The sequence below is a fragment of the Pedobacter foliorum genome, from assembly GCF_013266735.1.
In the GTDB taxonomy this organism is placed as follows: Bacteria; Bacteroidota; Bacteroidia; order Sphingobacteriales; family Sphingobacteriaceae; genus Pedobacter; species Pedobacter foliorum.
The window spans coordinates 305,147-325,180 of record NZ_JABSNU010000003.1 but is presented as its reverse complement, the minus strand read 5'-3'; the positions used below and the strand labels follow the sequence as shown (position 1 = coordinate 325,180).

21 protein-coding genes are annotated in these 20,034 nt (G+C 37.5%); 16 read left to right on the top strand and 5 right to left on the bottom strand.

Annotation, left to right across the window (positions count from 1 at the left end):
- Positions 1–134: 134 nt before the first annotated feature.
- Entirely contained in the window at positions 135–500 is a 366-nt protein-coding gene (locus HQN83_RS08190) for a DUF3127 domain-containing protein (RefSeq protein ID WP_173089853.1), read from the bottom strand.
- Between the two features lie 72 nt (positions 501–572).
- On the opposite strand from HQN83_RS08190, the gene HQN83_RS08185 reads away from it, so the two are divergent.
- The 5 genes from HQN83_RS08185 (at position 573) to HQN83_RS08165 (ending at position 5,251) form a co-directional block, all read left to right on the top strand.
- Entirely contained in the window at positions 573–1,760 is a 1,188-nt protein-coding gene (locus HQN83_RS08185; protein ID WP_173089852.1) for a THUMP domain-containing class I SAM-dependent RNA methyltransferase, read from the top strand.
- 4 nt (positions 1,761–1,764) lie between these two features.
- Positions 1,765–2,412: an HD domain-containing protein gene (locus tag HQN83_RS08180; protein ID WP_173089851.1), complete on the top strand. Its 648-nt coding sequence runs from the start codon at positions 1,765–1,767 to the stop codon at positions 2,410–2,412.
- 62 nt (positions 2,413–2,474) lie between these two features.
- Positions 2,475–3,503, top strand: coding sequence for a sensor histidine kinase (locus HQN83_RS08175; protein ID WP_173089850.1), 1,029 nt, complete (start codon positions 2,475–2,477; stop codon positions 3,501–3,503).
- Positions 3,504–3,587: 84 nt separating this feature from the next.
- The gene (locus HQN83_RS08170) at positions 3,588–4,229 is read left to right on the top strand and encodes a DUF47 domain-containing protein (RefSeq protein ID WP_108204854.1); all 642 of its coding nucleotides are present in this window, start codon (positions 3,588–3,590) and stop codon (positions 4,227–4,229) included.
- Positions 4,230–4,240: 11 nt separating this feature from the next.
- The gene (locus tag HQN83_RS08165; protein WP_173089849.1) at positions 4,241–5,251 is read left to right on the top strand and encodes an inorganic phosphate transporter; all 1,011 of its coding nucleotides are present in this window, start codon (positions 4,241–4,243) and stop codon (positions 5,249–5,251) included.
- Here the strand turns inward: HQN83_RS08165 and HQN83_RS08160 are convergent.
- On the bottom strand, positions 5,248–6,342 hold the full coding sequence (locus tag HQN83_RS08160) for a hypothetical protein (RefSeq protein WP_173089848.1): 1,095 nt from the start codon (positions 6,340–6,342) through the stop codon (positions 5,248–5,250). The two genes, HQN83_RS08165 and HQN83_RS08160, sit on opposite strands and share 4 nt — an antisense overlap.
- Entirely contained in the window at positions 6,335–6,913 is a 579-nt protein-coding gene (locus HQN83_RS08155) for an RNA polymerase sigma factor (protein ID WP_173090144.1), read from the bottom strand. The genes HQN83_RS08160 and HQN83_RS08155 overlap by 8 nt, the downstream gene beginning before the upstream one ends.
- Before the next feature lie 98 nt (positions 6,914–7,011).
- Between HQN83_RS08155 and HQN83_RS08150 the strand changes: the two genes are divergently transcribed.
- The 9 genes from HQN83_RS08150 (at position 7,012) to HQN83_RS08110 (ending at position 16,653) form a co-directional block, all read left to right on the top strand.
- The gene (locus HQN83_RS08150; RefSeq protein WP_173089847.1) at positions 7,012–8,970 is read left to right on the top strand and encodes a vWA domain-containing protein; all 1,959 of its coding nucleotides are present in this window, start codon (positions 7,012–7,014) and stop codon (positions 8,968–8,970) included.
- Positions 8,957–9,691 carry a DUF4197 domain-containing protein gene (locus HQN83_RS08145; protein ID WP_173089846.1) on the top strand — a complete coding sequence of 245 codons (735 nt, stop codon included), beginning with the start codon at positions 8,957–8,959 and terminating at the stop codon, positions 9,689–9,691. Before HQN83_RS08150 ends, HQN83_RS08145 begins: the two co-directional genes overlap by 14 nt.
- An 89-nt stretch (positions 9,692–9,780) precedes the next feature.
- Positions 9,781–10,626, top strand: coding sequence for a M23 family metallopeptidase (locus tag HQN83_RS08140; protein WP_173089845.1), 846 nt, complete (start codon positions 9,781–9,783; stop codon positions 10,624–10,626).
- A complete protein-coding gene (locus HQN83_RS08135; RefSeq protein ID WP_173089844.1) occupies positions 10,626–11,012 on the top strand; it encodes a bactofilin family protein in 387 nt (128 codons plus the stop codon). Before HQN83_RS08140 ends, HQN83_RS08135 begins: the two co-directional genes overlap by 1 nt.
- 56 nt (positions 11,013–11,068) lie before the next feature.
- Positions 11,069–12,301: a DEAD/DEAH box helicase gene (locus tag HQN83_RS08130; protein WP_173089843.1), complete on the top strand. Its 1,233-nt coding sequence runs from the start codon at positions 11,069–11,071 to the stop codon at positions 12,299–12,301.
- Positions 12,302–12,347: 46 nt separating this feature from the next.
- Complete coding sequence (locus HQN83_RS08125; RefSeq protein ID WP_173089842.1) at positions 12,348–13,628, top strand: replication-associated recombination protein A; 1,281 nt, start codon at positions 12,348–12,350, stop codon at positions 13,626–13,628.
- 1 nt (position 13,629) lies between these two features.
- Positions 13,630–15,102, top strand: a complete 1,473-nt coding sequence (locus HQN83_RS08120; RefSeq protein WP_173089841.1) for a DUF5687 family protein — start codon at positions 13,630–13,632, stop codon at positions 15,100–15,102.
- Between the two features lie 2 nt (positions 15,103–15,104).
- On the top strand, positions 15,105–15,803 hold the full coding sequence (locus tag HQN83_RS08115; protein ID WP_173089840.1) for an ABC transporter ATP-binding protein: 699 nt from the start codon (positions 15,105–15,107) through the stop codon (positions 15,801–15,803).
- Between the two features lie 169 nt (positions 15,804–15,972).
- On the top strand, positions 15,973–16,653 hold the full coding sequence (locus HQN83_RS08110; protein WP_173089839.1) for an OmpA family protein: 681 nt from the start codon (positions 15,973–15,975) through the stop codon (positions 16,651–16,653).
- A gap of 80 nt (positions 16,654–16,733) precedes the next feature.
- Here HQN83_RS08110 and HQN83_RS08105 read toward each other — a convergent pair whose 3' ends face one another.
- A complete protein-coding gene (locus tag HQN83_RS08105) occupies positions 16,734–17,078 on the bottom strand; it encodes a hypothetical protein (protein ID WP_173089838.1) in 345 nt (114 codons plus the stop codon).
- 133 nt (positions 17,079–17,211) lie between these two features.
- On the opposite strand from HQN83_RS08105, the gene HQN83_RS08100 reads away from it, so the two are divergent.
- Both HQN83_RS08100 and HQN83_RS08095 read left to right on the top strand, forming a co-directional pair.
- Entirely contained in the window at positions 17,212–18,225 is a 1,014-nt protein-coding gene (locus tag HQN83_RS08100; RefSeq protein ID WP_173089837.1) for a Gfo/Idh/MocA family oxidoreductase, read from the top strand.
- A 3-nt stretch (positions 18,226–18,228) separates the two neighbouring features.
- Positions 18,229–19,008: a M90 family metallopeptidase gene (locus HQN83_RS08095; protein ID WP_173089836.1), complete on the top strand. Its 780-nt coding sequence runs from the start codon at positions 18,229–18,231 to the stop codon at positions 19,006–19,008.
- Here the strand turns inward: HQN83_RS08095 and HQN83_RS08090 are convergent.
- On the bottom strand, positions 19,003–19,992 hold the full coding sequence (locus HQN83_RS08090; RefSeq protein ID WP_173089835.1) for an alpha/beta fold hydrolase: 990 nt from the start codon (positions 19,990–19,992) through the stop codon (positions 19,003–19,005). The genes HQN83_RS08095 and HQN83_RS08090 overlap by 6 nt on opposite strands.
- Positions 19,993–20,034 lie beyond the last annotated feature (42 nt).

Below are 20,034 nucleotides of genomic sequence, written 5' to 3'. Positions count from 1 at the left end.
CCCCTCAGAAAAGCCTCATTATTCCCGAGCCGGTATACAGTCGGAACCGAGGCGAAACCGAAACCAATGTTAAAAAAAATGCCGCCCTAATTTAGGACGGCACGGTGGTCAATTTGTTTATTTAAAAAAGATCTTTAGAAAGGAAGATCATCTTCCTCGCCCGGTGCGCTGCTTAAATCAGCAGGCGGAGCATATGCTGGAGTAGATGCTGCTGCGCTATTTGTTAACGCATTAATACGCCATACTACTAAACTGTTAAAATAAGATGTTTTTCCGGCTTTATCAGTCCACGGACGACCACGTAAGTTAAATGCTACTTCTACATCATCTCCTGGCTTTAAGCTATCAAACAAAGCTGTTTTATCTTGTAAAGCCTCAAACCTGATGTATTCAGGATAGGTAGGGTTTTCTGCATATTCTATGATAAGGTCGCGTTTCTTAAAAGTCTCACTCACCTGCTGTAATGCACCAATTTCATGCACTTTTCCTTTTAATTCCATAACAAATACTATTTTATTCTACTACGAAGTTCAAATCTCTATATTTTTATTGATAACTTCGTACAATTAATTATGCAAGTTTTCCACACAAAAAGTAAGGTTATCATAACCTGCAATAAGCGCCTGTCGCCGTATTTGCTAGAAGAAGTTAAAGCCCTTGGCTATGACGTAGTAAGGGATTTCCCTACGGGCCTAGAATTAGACATCACTTTGTCTGAATGTATTCGATTAAATTTGAATTTAAGGTGCGCCAGCCAGATTTTATACTGCTTAAAGAGCTTTAAAGCCGGAAACCCGGAAGAGCTTTACCGCGAAATGGTTGACATGCCATGGGAGGAATTAATTGATTTCTCAGGTTATTTTTCTGTAACCTCAAATGTTGATAACCCAACTATTACTACTCCACTTTTTGCTAATTTAAAAGTAAAAGATGCAATAGTTGATCGCATTAAAGACAAAAAAGGTATCCGTCCTAATTCAGGTTCTGATGCCAATAAAGCTGTGGTACATTTATATTGGAAAGATAACGACGCAGATGTATTTATTGATACATCAGGCGAAACGCTAGCCAAACATGGTTATCGTAAAATTCCGGGTAAAGCACCAATGTTAGAAGCCCTTGCTGCCGCAACAGTATTGAGCACAAAATGGGATCAAAAGTCTCCTTTTGTAAACCCAATGTGCGGTTCAGGAACACTAGCCATCGAAGCCGCTTTAATTGCCACAAACCGCAGACCAGGCTTATTTCGTATGAACTATGGCTTTATGCACATCATAGGATACGACGAGCAGGTATTTTTTAATGAAAGAAGAATCTTAAAAGATCAGGTAATAAAAAATGTTGACTTACAGATTATCGCTACCGACATCTCTGAAGATGCAGTAGATGTAAGTCGCAAAAATGCGAAAACGGCAGGTGTAGATACCATGATCACTTTCGAAGTTTGTGATTTCGCTGAAACACAAGTTCCAGAAGGTGGCAAAGGTGTAGTAGTATTTAATCCGGAGTATGGTGAGCGTTTAGGGGTACATTCTAAATTAGAATCAACCTACAAGCGTATGGGTGATTTTATGAAACAAGAATGCAAAGGGTATTTTGGATACATCTTTACAGGAAACCCTGATCTTGCTAAAAAAATCGGACTAAAAGCTACCCGCAAAATAGAATTCTATAACGGAAAACTAGATTGTCGTATGCTTGAGTATGAATTGTACGACGGTACAAGAAGACCTGAAGGCGAAAGACCAACTAAGGACTAAGCCTATGAATCCGATAATTGAGAAAACTATTCAATTTGTTAAGGAAACATTAGCAGGTGCAGAAGCCGGACACGATTGGTTCCATATTGAACGTGTTTATAAAACTGCCTTAACAATTAATGCCCAAGAAAAAGGCGATGAATTAATTGTTGCACTGGCTGCTTTGCTGCATGATATTGCTGATCCTAAATTTAACAATGGTGATGAGGAAATTGGTCCGCGTATAGCCGGTGATTTCCTTAAAAGTATCAATGTCGATTCAACAATCATTGAACACGTAAAACAGATTATTATAAACCTAAGCTACAAAGCTAGCTTAGGTACTGTTACTTTTCATTCGAAAGAGTTGGATATTGTTCAGGATGCCGACAGGCTTGATGCCATTGGCGCCATCGGGATTGCCCGCGCTTTTACATATGGTGGCTATAAAAATCGTGTGCTTTACGATCCCGAGATTAAGCCTAACCTGAATATGAGTAAAGAAGAATATAAAAATAGTACCGGACCTACCGTTAACCATTTTTACGAAAAACTATTCTTACTCAAGGACTTAATGAAAACTCCTTCTGGAAAAAATATCGCCCAGCAACGTCATAATTTCATGCAGGAATACCTCGATCAGTTTTATGCTGAATGGGACGGAATAAAGTAAAATAATTGTAAATTGCCTGCACCCTGTAAGCGCTCTATCTTACAGTTAATTTGAACAATAAAATGAAATTAAGTGTATTAGTTTTAATTGCAGCATTGGCTGTTGGTATGTCAATAGGCCTTGTAAATTTCTACTTTCAGCATAGCTGGTACTTTATGCTGATGTCTTTCGGCGTTTCCTTTTTAACATGTTTTATTGTTTTTTATTACCTGCTCGAGAAATACATTTACTCTAAAATAGTACTTATATATAAGTTGATCCACAACCTAAAATTAGGTAAGGATCTTAAAGATGCATTAGGCGAATATGTAAGTTCCGACCCAATTAATGATGTACAGCAAGAGGTTAAAGAATGGGCCGGCGCAAAAAAACGTGAAATTGATGTTTTAAAGAAACAAGAACAATTCAGAAGAGAATTCCTTTCTAATGTTTCGCATGAATTTAAAACACCTCTTTTCGCTATACAGGGCTACATAGACACCTTACAGGATTGCCTGGTTGACGATCCTGAAATGGCCGAAAAGTTTTTAAAAAAGGCCGGTAAAAATGTTGAAAGATTAAGCTATTTAATAAATGACCTCGACTCAATCTCTAAATTAGAAACCGGAGAAATTCCAATCAATTACGAGAAGTTTGACTTTGTTTTATTAGCAAAAGAGGTAATGGATGTTTTGGAAGACAAAGCCAAAATCAGAGAGATAACCTTGTCTTTTAAAGAAAAATACACCCATCCGGCTTTTGTAAACGCTGATAGAGAAAAAATAAGACAGGTAATGATAAACCTGATCCAGAATTCACTTAAGTACGGTAAAGAGCATGGAGGCTCAACTGCAATAAAAATATTTGAGCTTCATGACCAGTATTTAATTGAAGTAACTGATGATGGAATAGGTATTGATGAGAAACATCTGCCTCGCCTATTTGAGCGTTTTTATAGAATTGACTCGCACAGATCAAGAGAAGAAGGTGGAACGGGGCTTGGTTTAGCTATCGTAAAACACATCCTGGAAGCTCATCAGCAAATCATTTCTGTAAGAAGCACGTTACAGATTGGAACCACATTTGCCTTTACACTTCAAAAGGTTGGCTAACCATAATTACCTTAGTTAAAAAAACTTAACACTTAACATTAACTTAACATTGTACTCATACTTTTGTATCATATTTTATAAAAGATGAATAGTATTTTTAAGTTCTTCACCCCTAAAGACAAAAAGTTCCAACCGCTATTTGAACAAGCTGGAAGTAATATATTGAAAATTTCTGAAGCCTTATTGCTTGCTTTAACAGCAACTGATATGGAAAAAAGAAAAGAATATATTAAGGAAGTTGAACGCTTAGAGCACGTAGGTGATGATATTACTCACTCAATTTTTCTTGAGCTTAGTAAAAATTTCATCACTCCGTTTGACAGGGAAGACATCCATGCATTGGCTAGTGCTGTTGATGATATCGCAGATTACATCCATGCTTCCGCAAGCAACATTGAATTATACAATGTGAAAAACATTGGTGATGCAATGATCAAACTTGCAGAACTATTGGTAGAAATGTGTACCGACTTAGATAAAGCAATCAAAGAATTAAGAAGTTTTAAAAATATTCGTGTTATCGCTGATGCCTGCGTAAGGATCAACAGTGGCGAGAATCAGGCTGATTATGTTTGTAATTTAGCAATTGCCCGTTTGTTTGAGTTTGAAACCAACGCAATTGAATTGATCAAACAAAAAGAGGTTCTTCAAACCCTTGAAATGGCTACTGATAAATGTGAAGATGCGGCTAATGTGCTGGAATCTATTTTGGTAAAGAACGCTTAAACCTTCAAAAAATGGTAACTACCTTATTGGTTGTTGTAATCGTTCTGGCAATAGGATTCGATTATATTAATGGCTTTCACGATGCGGCAAATTCAATTGCTACCATCGTTTCTACAAAAGTGCTTTCTCCTTTTCAGGCAGTGCTATGGGCAGCGGTATTTAACTTTGCTGCTTACTTTTACTTTACAGATCATAAAGTGGCTAACACTATAGCCAAAACAGTGGTTGAGAACTTTATTACACTTGAAGTTATTCTTGCAGGCCTTATTGCTGCTATTACCTGGAATCTTTTTACCTGGTGGTTTGGTATCCCTTCAAGTTCTTCGCATACCTTAATTGGTGGTTTTGCTGGCGCCGGAATGGCAAAAGCTGCTACTGTAGGTGCAAGTGTAATGTCGGCAATTAACCTGGCTCCAATTTTAAAAGTTGTTGCTTTTATAGTTCTGGCACCGGTAATTGGTATGGTAATCTCAGTTATTATCTCGATCATCATTTTACATATATCTAAAAATGCAAGGCCTTCTGTAGCCGAGAAATGGTTTAAAAGATTACAGTTAATCTCTTCAGCTGCGTTAAGCTTTACCCACGGCGGCAATGATGCTCAAAAAGTAATGGGTATTATTTATGTTGCCATGGTTGCTGCAAACGTGTTAAAAACTGGAGATACAATGCCTGAATGGGTTCCAATTTCTTGTTACGCTGCAATTGCATTAGGTACCATGAGCGGTGGTTGGAAAATTGTTAAAACCATGGGTTCTAAAATCACTAAAGTAAATGCTTTTGAAGGTGTAGCTGCAGAATCTGCAGGTGCGGTAACCTTGGGTATTACTGAGCATTTTGGTATTCCAGTTTCTACAACCCACACCATTACAGGATCTATTGTAGGTGTTGGTTTATTAAAAAGGGTATCAGCAGTACGTTGGGGAGTTACAGTTAGCTTACTATGGGCATGGGTTTTAACCATCCCTGTATCTGCAACATTAGCCGCAATTGTTTACGGCGTAATACACTTGTTTTTCTAGAATTCTATTAGAATAGATACATTAGGATTTCCTGTTTCAGGCACAATCCATTTAGAGCCATCCGTTATTAAGCGGATGGCTTCTTTATTATATTTCTCGTTGATACCGTTTACTACGGTAATATTTCTCGGCTTGCCGTTCTTAACAGTAAACTTAAGCTCTACAGATTTACCAATTTTAGCTTCTTTATTGAAACGGTTTTCCTTTTCCAGATATGCTTTAAATTCGGCCCAGCCTATCGCCGGAGCAGAAGCTGCTTCAATATTCACCCCAGCTACTTTACCTTGCAGCAATTGTTCTACATTGGCAACCGGAACATCCGGTACCACGTTACCACTAGCAACAACGGCTTTCTTATCTTGCTTCTGAAAGCCTCTAACTGCAACCTCATTCAATGCTTTTCCCTCTTCCGCTGGGTTCGCATTCGTATCGCTTACCTCTTTTGCTACAGCTGCCGGAGCTGCCGATACGGTTATTGCTTCTGTAGCCCTGGCATCTGCTCTTTCTGCAGACACACTTCTCACTCTTGCTTTTGAATTGGCTGCGTAAGCATTAGTTTTCAAGTCCTTTATCGCCTTATCAATTTCTGTGGGCACTTGATCTGCGGCTTGAGTTCCTATTGCTCCTTTATCAACTTCGGAAACAGCTTTTTCAGTAGTTTTAGCTTTTACAGCAGCTATTGCATCCGCACTTTTAATTGCGGTATCATCATTAGCTTTTGGGGCAATATTTATATCAATCTTTTTAGGTCGTTTAGATGCCATCTCCTGATAGCTCACCTGTTTCATCCAGAAAATAATTCCAACAGAGATAAATATCACCGCCGCTGTAGCTGCAATACTTAAACGCTGCCAGGTAATTACTGTTGCTTTCTTAGTAGAATTATGCTCAGCAACACGATCGTGTAATTGTTTTTGGAGTAATGATAGAGATTCAAGAGATCGCTTAGGCGACATACTTAACCCAGCCAGAGCTTCTGCCACAAAAGGATCTTCGAGCGCTTCCCGCTCAACCCTGTTCATAGTTTTTGCATCAAGCTTACCATCAAGATAATCTTCTAAAACTGCTATATCTAACCAATCGTTATTCACCACTATTCTTTTCTATACAAATTTTTAAGTTCCTTTTACCGTTCTGAATATAGCTCTTAACTTTAAGCATCTCATAACCGGTAATATCTGCTACTTCCTTATAACATTTCTCTTGCAAATAGAACAAGTCTACACTCACACGCTGTTCTTCTGGCAGTGTTTCCATACACTTTTCCATAACGGTTAGCTTCGTCTCTTTTGTATCATCAATATCAAGATGCACAAAATCTGTGTTTTCCACAAAAGTATCTTCTAATGAAACGGTTGTATTCTTTGAATTCTTGCGTAAAGCCATTAAACAGTGGTTACGAGACAAAACATGTAACCAGCTTTTAAAGTTTTGAACTTCGTGAAGTTTAAGCTTCAGAACCAGTTCTTCAAAGATCTGCATTACTGCATCTTTGCTCTGTTCCTCATCTTTCAAATAATTTAAACAAACCCCAAATACAAGGTGCATGTATTTGTTATAAAGAACACCCAATGATTCCAGATCGCCGCTTTGCTTGTAGCGTGCAATTAAAGCAGCGTCGTCCTGCTCCTGTATTCTGGCATTATTCTTTATGAACTTCAAAGGGCTTTTCAGGTATAATTTTCTCAAGTATAAAAATATTTTTCGAGACTGTTATGGAAATTCTTTATTGGACACATCATCAGAACAAATTAAAGATTATGAAAAAGTTATGGCTACCCTTAATTGTTGTCTTGTTGCTTACTTCCTTCAAGGCGGCTGAAGTTTCTGTTAAAACGATTACTGGAACGGTAACAGAAAAGAAAACCGGAGCTCCATTAAAAGGTGTGCTCATCACCTCATTGCCCGATCAGAAAAGTACAACAACTGACAAGCGGGGGAAATATACAATAACGGTTTCAAAAGAATCGACGACGCTCATTTTCACTTACATTGGATTTGAGTCTGCAAAGCTTAAAATCAATGGCAAGGTAGTAAACGCAGCCCTTGATGAAAATAAAAAAATATTGAATGAGGTTGTTATTAAGGCAGATCAGATACAAAGAGATGAAGTTCCAATTCCTGAGTCATTTACTGTTAGGGGTAAAATGGCCCAAAATGTTCCGGTTGCCAACGTGGAACAAATGCTGCAAGGTAAGGTTTCGGGAATTAACATGGTGTCAAAAGGAAAGGCATACATTATAAATCAGCCCACTGAAAGCGAAAGCTATGCTTCAATAAATGAAAACCAATTCAAAACAGCTTTAAAAAATCCACTTTCTACATTCTCTATTGATGTAGATGCGGCCTCTTACTCCAACGTGCGCAGGTTCATTAACAATGGCGGATTGCCTCCTGCTGATGCAGTAAGGATAGAGGAAATGATCAACTACTTTGATTACGATTATCCTCAGCCAAAAGGTAAAGATCCAATTAATATTATCACTGAGATAGCTGATGCCCCTTGGAATACCAGCCATAAACTGGTTAAAATAGGCTTACAGGGCCGTAAAATTTCGACAGAGAAACTACCTGCTTCCAATTTGGTATTCCTTATCGATGTATCCGGATCGATGAATCAAGCTAATAAACTTCCGCTACTTGTTTCATCTTTTAAACTGTTAACTGAACAACTAAGATCATCAGACAAAGTAGCTATTGTGGTATATGCAGGCACTTCAGGCTTAGTACTGCCTTCAACTCCGGGCGATCAAAAGACCAAGATTAAAGATGCCTTAGATAAGCTAAGTGCCGGTGGATCTACCGCGGGTGGTGAAGGAATAGAACTGGCTTACAAAGTGGCGTCGGAAAACTTCATCAAAGGAGGAAACAATAGAGTGATCTTAGCTACAGATGGAGACTTTAACGTCGGCTCATCAAGCGATGAGGATATGGAAAAGCTAATTGAAAAGAAACGCAAAAGTGGGGTATTTTTAACCACTCTAGGCTATGGAATGGGAAATTACAAGGATAGTAAAATGGAAGTTCTTGCGAACAAAGGCAACGGGAATTATGCTTACATCGACAATATCACAGAAGCAAGAAAAGTTTTGGTAAATGAATTTGGCGGAACGCTATTTACTATTGCAAAAGATGTAAAACTACAAGTAGAATTTAATCCATCGAAAGTACAATCCTACAGATTAATTGGCTACGAAAACCGCATGCTAAAAGCAAGAGATTTTAATGATGACCAAAAAGATGCAGGTGAGCTTGGATCTGGCCACACTGTAACTGCTCTATATGAAGTTATACCGATTGGCGTAAAGAGTGCCTTTTCTGGCAGTGTGGATGATTTAAAATACCAAAGTAATAACAAGCCTGTTATTATGGGAAATAATAAAGAGCTACTAACTGTTAAACTTCGTTATAAACAACCTGATGGTAATGTGAGCAAGTTAATTGAACAACCGGTAATTGATAACAGGATTCCTTTTGATAAAACGACTAACAATTTTAGATTTAGTGCCGCAGTTGCTGAATTTGGAATGTTATTAAGACAGTCTGATTTCCGCCAGAATTCAAGTTTTGATCAGGTAATTCGCAATGCGCAAAATGCTGTGGGCACTGACAATGAAGGCTATCGATCTGAATTCATCAAATTAGCTAAATCAGCCAAATTATTGGCTAAAGATTTGTTAAGTTTGGAGGATAAGACAGCATTAAATGAAAAAAACTAAAATTTATCTGATAGCATTATTAGCCGCAACATTAAGCAGTTGTGATGTACAGAGCCAGGCACAAATAGGAAAGATATTAAATCAGGTTCAAACCGGTGGTACTCCATCAACTTCTGAAATGGGGTTGGGAATTAAACAAGCTTTAGAATTAGGTACTTCACGCGGGGCAGATTTACTTTCGGCAAAGGACGGTTTTTTAGGCAACATGGCTGTTAAAATACTTTTCCCTCCTGAGGCACAAAAAGTAGAGAAAACCTTACGTAGCGTTGGCTTAGGTTCTCTTGCGGATAATGTAATTACCAGCTTAAACCGTGCGGCAGAAGATGCAGCTAAAGAGGCTAAGCCAATTTTCATATCTGCCATAAAACAGATGACAATTGCTGATGCCACAAATATTTTACTTGGCAGTAAAGATGCAGCAACTAATTATTTTAAAAGGGTAACTACAGACCAGCTAATGGAAAAATTTAAACCTGTTATTACAGCCAGTTTAAGTAAGGTAGGCGCTACAAAATATTGGGGTGATGCTGCTGGTCAGTACAATAAAATTCCTTTGGTTAAACCCGTATCAACAGACCTTTCGGCCTATGTTGCACAGAAAGCCATTGATGGAATGTTTATACAGGTAGCTCAAGAAGAATTAAAAATCAGAGACAATCTTGGAGCAAGATCTACCCCATTATTACAGAAAGTTTTCGGCTACGCGGATAAGAAAAAATAGCACAAACATCCTCGCCATTTTGTACGGATGCTTTATATAAAGCTGAAAATGATATATTTGCAGCCGTACAAATTTTAAATTCTTAAATTATGGCAAGGAAGAAGGATAGAACAACCATCATCTTTGTAAACAACAATCAAAACTCAAATAAGCCTATACAGGTTCCAAGCAGCTATATAGTTCACTGGAAAAAGTATGTATTTGGACTGTTGGGTATCTTTGTTTTTTTACTAGGAATGATAGTCTATCTGTCATACAATATGACATTAGTTGAATCATCAAAAGAGCTCCTGAGCAAACAATTACTGGAGACTAAAAATATATCTAAAACCTCTACCGCGTTAGATACTTCGGCATTAAAAAAGCATTACGAATCAATCGACAAGAAGCTATTGACTATAAATAAATTTCTGAAAGCACGTGGAATAAAAACTATTCATAAAAATGAAGGAGGAGAGGGTAATTCCGATCTGTTGTCTGTTGATGAAATAGGTAAATTCTATGAAGGTTATCTGAATAAGATGATTGATTATGTTGCTTTTACTCCAATTGGCTATCCTCATTTTGGCGCAATCACTTCCGGTTATGGGCATCGTGAAAACCCCTTCTCAGGTCAAAACATTGAAACACACAAAGGCCTGGATATTAAAGGAAAGCAAGGCGAGCTAGTTAAAAGTACCGCCAGCGGAAAAGTAACTTATGCCGGCCGCAGAGGCGGTTATGGCAATTGCATAGTAATTAACCATGGCAATGGCTTTGAAACTTACTATGGTCATTTGTCGAGAATATTAATTAGTCAGGGCGAGCAGGTAAAAGCAGGTGAGAACATTGGAAAAATTGGCTCTACAGGCAGATCTACAGGCCCGCACTTACATTACGAAATCCATAAGAACGGTAAAATAATCAATCCCAGATCTTTTTTAACACTCGAATAATGTTCAAGAAAACAAAACAAACTCAGTTGCCGGATATTAATCAACAGGAAATTTCGACATTAATAGGCGATGGCTTTGTGCTCAACGGAGAGCTTACAGGTGCATCGGTAATAAGAATTGATGGCAAGGTAACTGGAAATGTAAAAACCGGAAACGGCATTATTCTTGGCGAAAAGGGCATAATTATAGGTGATATTGAAACTACCTCCGCAATTATTTACGGAACGGTTAACGGGAAAGTAAAGGTTAGCCAACTTGAAATAAAAAAAACCGGAAAGGTAAATGGTGACATTAAAACTGAAACACTAGAAATAGAATTAGGCGCTCAATACAACGGAAATCTGGAGATGAAAAAGCTAATCCACGTTGAAGAGAAAACCGTTTGATGTGTGACGGAAAAAGGTTACTTTTATACAGATAATGCAAACAACATAAAAGTATATTGGATTTTAAAGATTTTAATTTTAACCCTGACTTATTTGAAGGGTTATCGGCAATGGGTTTTCGTGACGCCACACCTATCCAGCAACAGGCAATTCCACTAATTTTAAGTAAAAAAGATTTAATTGCCTGTGCACAAACGGGAACTGGAAAAACCGGGGCCTACCTTTTGCCAATCATGAATATGATTGCAGCAACTGAAGAACGTCACAACAATACTTTGATTCTTGCTCCTACAAGAGAGCTTGCCCAGCAAATAGACTTGCAGGTTGAAGCACTTTCCTATTTTACAAACATCAGCTCTTTAACTGTGTATGGTGGTGGTGATGGGATTGCTTATGAGCAACAAAAGAGATCGATGCGTGATGGGGTTGATATTATTATTGCCACCCCCGGCCGCTTAATTTCTCACCTTTCATCAGGTGTTTTAAAGTTAGATCAATTGCAGCATCTTGTATTGGATGAAGCAGACAGAATGCTTGATATGGGCTTTTATGATGACATTATGCGCATCGTAAGCTATTTACCTGAACAAAGACAGACAGTGATGTTTTCTGCAACCATGCCTCCAAAAATTAGGAAGCTGGCAGGAACGCTACTGAAACATCCTGAACAAATTAACATAGCACTTTCTAAGCCCGCCGAAGGAATATCACAACAGGTTTATCTTATTCATGATGAACAAAAAGTGCCTTTGCTTACCGCTATTCTAAAAACCGATGAATTTAAAAGCATCATTGTTTTTGCGTCGACTAAGGAAAAGGTAAAAAATCTGGGTAAAGTTTTCAGAAATCTGGGACTTAAGGCTGAAGCTTTCCATTCTGATCTTGGTCAAAAAGAAAGAGAGAGCATATTACTGAAGTTTAAAAACAGACAACTCCCTATAATTATTGGTACGGATGTTTTAAGTCGTGGTATTGATGTAGAGGGAATTGATTTGGTAATCAACTTTGATGTACCTCACGATGCTGAAGACTATGTACACCGCATTGGCAGAACTGCAAGGGCGGCGACTAAAGGCACTGCCATCACATTGGTTAACAATAGAGATAAGCGCAAATTAGCCAGTATTGAAAAGCTAATTGAAAAACAAATTGAAAGAATGCCTTTACCCGAACACCTGGGAGAAGCACCTCTTGAAACAGCTGCTGATACTTCAGAAAAACCAGCAAATAGCGCTAAACCAAAACGTAAATTCTGGAAGAAAAAGCCCGCTAAAAAGACAGGAACGTAGTATAAAACTATGATATTTTAAACTGGGGTTTTGTATCTTTACTTTTATGCAAAACCTCCCTCCTTTAGCTGAACGCATGCGTCCGCAAAATCTGGACGAATATGTCGGCCAGAAACATTTAGTAGGGCCTGATGCTGTACTAAGAAAGGCCATACAAAGCGGACAGCTCCCCTCAATGATTTTTTGGGGACCTCCGGGTGTTGGCAAAACTACCCTTGCTTATATTATTTCTCAAACACTTGATCGTCCGTTTTTTAATCTGAGTGCTATAAATTCAGGAGTAAAAGACATCAGAGATGTTATTGATAGAGCCGCCCAGCTTAAAAACAGTTTAATGGGCTTACCCATTTTATTTATTGATGAGATTCATCGCTTTAGCAAATCACAACAAGATAGTTTACTTGGCGCAGTTGAGCGTGGCCTGGTAACTTTAATAGGTGCTACAACCGAAAACCCATCTTTCGAGGTAATCTCCGCTTTGCTTTCCAGATGTCAGGTTTATATTTTGAAGGCATTAGATGAAACTGAGCTTTCCGGACTATTACAAACGGCAATTAAAAAGGATGTTGTTTTAAAGGGAAAGAAGATCACTATTAAGGAACATGAAGCATTAATCAGGCTATCTGGTGGAGACGCCAGAAAGTTGTTAAATGTTTTAGAAATTGCTGTAAATGGAATTGGAGGTAATAAACTGACCTTAAATAATGAAAACGTTCTGGCTCATGCCCAACAGAATCTGGCATTATATGACAAGGCTGGGGAACAACATTATGATATCATATCAGCTTTTATTAAATCCATAAGAGGTAGTGACCCTAACGCGGCTGTTTATTGGTTGGCAAGAATGATTGAGGGTGGAGAAGACCCCTTGTTTATTGCCCGAAGACTACTAATTCTTTCATCAGAAGATATAGGGAATGCCAATCCAAATGCATTGTTACTGGCAAATAATTGTTTCCAGGCAGTAAACGTGATCGGGTATCCTGAGTCAAGGATTATCCTCTCTCAGGCGGTTACTTATCTGGCTTCTTCTGCAAAAAGTAATGCCTCTTACGAAGCAATAAACAGTGCACAGGCTTTGGTGAGACAAACAGGTAATCTGCCTGTCCCACTACATATAAGAAATGCACCAACCAAGCTCATGAAGAACATTGGTTATGGCAAAGACTATGAATATTCGCATGCTTATGAAGGAAACTTTTCTGCCCAGGAATACCTTCCTGAGGAAATAAGCGGCACTAAACTATATGACCCGGGGAAGAATCCCGCAGAGGAAAAGTTAAGAGAAAAATTAAAACAGAACTGGAAAAACAAATACAATTATTAATATGCTCATCACTTTTCTAAATCACCAATGGAAAGCCTTTTGGCGCTCAAAGAATAAAGGGGGCTCTATTGCTGCACAAATCTTTATTGGCCTTATTCTTCTCTATTTACTTGCTGTAGCAGTTTTAGTTGGGCTTAGCCTCGAGATTTTGATTGAGAAATCATTTCCCGGAAAGGATGTATTGGTGGTATTTAATGGCTTCATTTTATATTATTTTGCCGTTGAAATGATCATGAGACTGCAGTTGCAGGACTTGCCTACATTGAGCATCATCCCTTATCTGCATCTTAAAATTCCGAAACAAACCATTGTTAACTTCTTAAATGTAAGGGCACTATTTTCGGCATTCAACATCTTACCTTTATTTATATTCATTCCCTTTTGCGTTACGGCAATCGCTGATATTTATGGGTCATTTACAGCCATAATGTATATTGTCGCAATTATTTCACTTGCAATTTTTAATAATTACACTGCGCTTTACGTAAAGAGATTAAGCATATCTAATTTAAAAGTGGTCCCGATAATGCTTGCGCTGATTTTCACACTCGGACTCCTGGAGTATTTCAAAGTATTTTCAATTGCAGCAATATCAAATAGTGTATTTAGTATAATTTCTACACATCCATTAGCTGCATTAGGGTTTAGTTTATTTGCCCTTATCATGTTTCTGGTAAACTCCAAATATCTTCGCATGAATCTCTATACTGAGGAACTTAGTAGAAATGACGAAAAAAAAACCAGCACAGACTACCCTATCCTTGGTCGTTTTGGAGAGATAGGAAACTTGGCTGCTTTAGAGCTAAAACTAATTCTAAGACACAAAAGAACACGTTCAAGTATCATTATGTGTGTGATCTTTGTTTTTTATGGCTTTCTTTTTTATAAGAAAGACTTTTTGAAAAATGACAATTTCGCTGCCGTGCTATTTGCCGCAGTTTTTATGACAGGAAGCCTTATCAGTATTTATGGTCAATTTATGTTTGGTTGGCAAGCCGCTCATTTTGATGGGTTGTTAGTTAACAAAATCGACTTTAGAAAATTCATTAAAGCCAAGTTTCTACTGTTCACCATCATGTCAACTTTTACCACATTGATTATAAGTTTATATGGTTTTATCAGTTGGAAGATATTGGCCGTACAGTTTGCTGCATATCTATACAATATTGGCATAGGCACTATAATAGTATTGTATTTTGCAACTAGAAATTACAGAGCAATAGACTTAACCAAAGCAGCTGCATTTAATTTTCAGGGTGTTGGTGCCAGTCAGTGGGTATTAGGTTTACCTTATTTTTTGCTGCCTTACGTAATTTTTATGCCTTTCTATTTTGCAGGCCTACCCTATTGGGGACTTATTGCTCTAGGAGTATTGGGTGCCGCAGCACTTTTAACCCGAGAATTTTGGGTAACCTTTTTGCTGAATCAATTTAATAAAAGAAAATATAACATTGCCGAAGGCTTTAGAGAATAATCATGATGCTAGAAATTTCAAATCTTAAAAAAGTATACGGAAACAAAACCGTTGTAAATATTGAGGAATTACAGATCAATGCAGGAGAGACTATTGGCTTGGTGGGAAATAATGGTGCTGGAAAAACAACATTGTTTAGAATGCTGCTCGATTTGATCCGTCCTAATACCGGACAAATCTTATCTAAAGGTGAAAATGTAGCAAAACATGATAAGTGGAAAGATTATACCGCCTCTTATCTGGATGAAGGTTTCCTGATAGACTACCTAACAGCTGAGGAATATTTCACTTTCATAGGTGGCTTGCATAACTTTAGTCCGGCTCATGTAATGGATTATTTAACTCAGTATACTGAGTTCTTTAACGATGAGATATTGAGTAAAGGGAAATATATTCGAGATTTTTCAAAAGGCAATCAGAATAAAATCGGTATTGCCGCTGCGCTTATGCAAAATCCGGAACTACTGATACTGGATGAGCCTTTTGCTAATCTTGATCCGACTACTCAAATCAGATTAAAAGCTTTGATTAAGAATTTAAAGCAGGAACATAAAATGACAACCTTAATATCCAGTCATGATTTAAACCACGTTACAGATGTGTGTGACAGGATTGTTCTTTTAGAAAAGGGCTTAGTAATTAAAGATTTCCTTACTGATGAAAACACATTGAAAGAATTAGAAGAATATTTTTCAGAATAATACTTGATTGTACTGAATTCTAGTCGCTTTCATACAAATTAAAATACGAAGTTGTCCTTTTGTAACATTTATGTTGGTTAAAATTGGTGATACAAGACAATAAAAACAGAAAAAAATAAAACTGGCATTAGGTTTGAGTTAGGCTCAAAGTAAAACAAACAATTATATTATGATTACTTCAAAGTTTAAAATAGCAACATTTAGTATCGCTCTTTCTCTTGGTGCAATGGCATTTCAAGGTTGCGATAGTTTAACAAAAACACAAAAAGGAGCTGGTATTGGTGCTGCAGCAGGTGGTGTTCTTGGTGCTATTATTGGTAAAAAAGCTGGTAATACAGCTGTTGGTGCTATTATTGGTGCTGCAGTTGGTGGTACTGCCGGTGGTTTTATTGGTAAAAGAATGGACAAACAAGCAGCTGAAATACAGAATGCTATTCCAAATGCTGAAGTTATCCGTGAAGGAGAAGGTATTATTGTTAAGTTCGATAGCGGTATCCTTTTTGGTTTCGATAAAGCAGATTTAACTGCTCAAGCTAAAACAAACGTTAAATCATTAGCAGGATCGTTAAACCAATATCCTGGAACAGACATTAAAATCATTGGTCATACTGACAACAAAGGTACTGAGACGTACAACATGGCATTATCTGAAAGAAGAGCTGCTGCCGTTAAAGCATATGCAGTTTCTCAAGGTGTTCCTGCATCTCGTTTGATCACTTTAGGTAAAGGTTTTTCTGAGCCAATTGCTGACAACGCAACTGAAGAAGGAAGAGCTGCTAACCGTAGAGTTGAGGTTGTTATCGTTGCTAACGATCAATTGAAAAAAGAAGCTCAACAACAAGGCAAATAAGAACATTTACATCTACCTATAAAATAAAACCCCGTCGTACTATGTACTTCGGGGTTTTTACTTTTTATGATATATCTTCCTTATTGGTAGATATCTTCAAAATAATCTATAGCAAGGGATTTAAGAAGTAATTCCTGCTCCATCATTGCAAATGAAGGAACTGCTTTTACAAGTTTCCAATGGGGCCATCCGTCCTGGTCTAATCCTTCCAATTCATAGAATCCCATTTCACTTAATAAACGACAAGTAGCAATATGCATTAGCTCTTCCTTTTGGCGTTTACTATACTTCCCCGGGCCTTTCCCTAACTCCTGAACACCAATCAAAAACAATATAACTTTTAGATCGGGTACATCAGAATCAAATTCCTGTGCTATCTTTTGTTGCAAAATTTTCCATTTCGCATGTATTTCTGCAGGTTTCATATTACAAAGATACAATTAGACGTGAAGCTTTATTACAATAATATTAAGGGTTTAGTAAAGTGATTTCTTATTTTTAGCGGAATGTTATAGAGGTTACAATAGCTTCGAGGAATTAAAAGGAAATTATATTAAAATGGAAAAAAAAATTATAACAGGCGTAATGGCCTACGGAATGTCTGGAAAGGTATTTCATGTCCCTTTTGTTGATGCACATCCAGGTTTTAAATTACATGCTGTAACTGAACGTAACCAAAAGCAGGCTGCTGAAGATTATCCGGGTGTGATTAGTTATAATACAATTGATGATTTGATAGCTGATGATGCGATTGAACTTATCATCATAAACACTCCTAACTATACACATTTTGATTATGCTACCAAATCATTAAGTGCCGGAAAGCATATTTTGGTTGAAAAACCATTTACTGCAACTTCTGCAGAGGCAAAAGAACTTTTTGAGTTGGCCGACCGTATGGGGAAAAAGATACTCTTTTACCAAAACAGAAGATGGGATAGTGATTTCATCGCAGTTCGTGAGGTTATTGAAAGTGGGAAGCTTGGAAAATTAAACGAAATTCACTTTCGCTACGACAGATATAGATTAGCTATTGGCCCTAAAACTTTTAAAGAAGAGCCTATTGCAGCAAGTGGATTAATGTATGACCTGGGACCTCACCTTTTGGATCAGGCCATCAGCATATTTGGAAAACCTGAAACATTCCATAAAATCCTTGGCAAAAACCGTGCAGGCACTAAGGTTGATGATTATTTCACTATCCATTTGGGTTACCCGAACAGTGTCAATATTTTTGTTCATTCAAATCTACTGGTAGTTGATCCGCTACCTGCTTTTACCTTACACGGAGAAAAAGGTTCATTACATAAAGAAAAATCTGACATTCAGGAAGAGCAATTGTTAAAAAGAATGAAACCTTCTGATCCTGCCTACGGAATTGAGCGTGAAGGAAAAGAAGGAAAATTGACATTAATTGATGAAGAAGGAAATAAAACAGTACATACCGTACCTTCTTTAAAGGGAAGCTACCTATCTCTATTTGAAACAGTTTATCAAAGTATTGTTAATGATGCTCCATATCCGGTTACTCAAGATCAGGTGATTACTCAACTAGAAATTCTGGAAGCATAAAAAATGGAAAGTTTATTTATTCTTATACCAATATTATTACTGGTAGTTTACTTTATTCTTAGAAAAGATAATCGCCATAGTTATGTGCGTTTAAGCGAGGGGGATAAAGAGTTACTATTTAAAAACGTAAGTTATTACCAGCAATTGGAAGTGGATGATAAACTCAAATTTGAAGAGAAAATTTCAGAATTCTTAAGCTATGTCCGAATTGAAGGTGTTGGAACTGAGATTAGTGTTTTAGATAAGCTTTTAATTGCTTCAAGTGCCATTATTCCGATTTTTAGCTTTAACAATTGGAAGTATAATAACTTGAGCACTGTAGTTTTATACCCCGACACCTTTAATACTGAATTTCAATACGAAGGTGGAGAAAGAAGGGTTATGGGCATGGTTGGAAATGGTTTTATGAATGGGCAGATGATCTTATCGAGATCTGCCCTTCTACAAGGTTTTTCTAATAGTGCGGATAAGGAGAACACAGCAATTCATGAGTTTGTACACCTGTTAGATAAATCTGATGGAGCCACAGATGGTGTTCCACAAAACCTGATGAAACATGAATACACCATTCCATGGGTTAAAATGATTCATGAGGAAATACAACGGATTGAAAAGGGAAAATCAGATATTAACCCTTATGCAATTACAAATGAGGCTGAGTTTTTTGCTGTTGTTTCAGAATATTTCTTCGAAAAACCTGATCAGTTTAATGAAAAACATCCTGAACTATACGATACCTTGTCTAAAATATTCTTACAAGATCCTGCAAAGAAAACGCTATAAACTTCCTAATAGTGCGACATTAAATTCTGTTGGTATTTCTATATGTGGGATATGACCACAAGCTTCGAATTCTATAATCTTAGCCCCAGGAATTTTGGCTGCAGTTTGTTTACCCAGAAGCTTGTATTGTCCGTATAGTGCCTGCTGATCAGGGCTAAGTAACCCTTTACCCACAACTGTCTTATCCTCTTTACCAATAAACAGAATTGTTGGCACCTTAATATTATAGAATTCGTAAACCACCGGTTGTTCATAAATCATAGTATACGTCATGGCTGCAACCTTAGCCCATCGAGGGAAATCACCGCTATAAGTTACACCTCCGGCAATGCGAACAAGCTCTTCATACTCCGCTTTCCAAACAGTGAAATACGAACTTTGATAATATTTCCTTATGCTTTCTGCAGTTGCAGTTAGTTCCTTTTTATATTGATCCTCTGTACTTCCATAAGGTATAAATCGACGATAGTCCTCTAATCCGATAGGGTTTTCCAACAATAACTTCTCTGTTTTCTCAGGATACATCAGTGCAAATCGCGTAGCTAACATACCCCCCATAGAATGACCAAGAATACTGGCTTTTGTAATACCCAGGGCATCCAATAATTCTTTATTCCATCGGGCCATTTCATGAAAACTATAATGAATGTAAGCCTTTGAAGATTTACCAAACCCAATTTGGTCAGGTACTATAACTCTGAACCCTCGGCTTGTCAATGCCTTTATGACATTCGTCCAATAATATCCGGCAAAGTTTTTACCATGAAACAATACCACTGTTCTTCCGTTTACTAACTGAGTTGGTGGAATATCCATATACGCCATTCTAAGGTCTTGCCCCTCAGTATTAACTGCAAAATATTTTACAGGATAGGCGTACTTAACATTTTCTAAATTGATAGATATGGTATCACTTTTTTGAGCGAATACAGCAGTCGCTGTACATAATAAAACAATGATAGATAAGGATATCGCTTTTAACATAGGTTAGTTTTAAAATGAAACAATAATAAGGTAGTGAAAGTT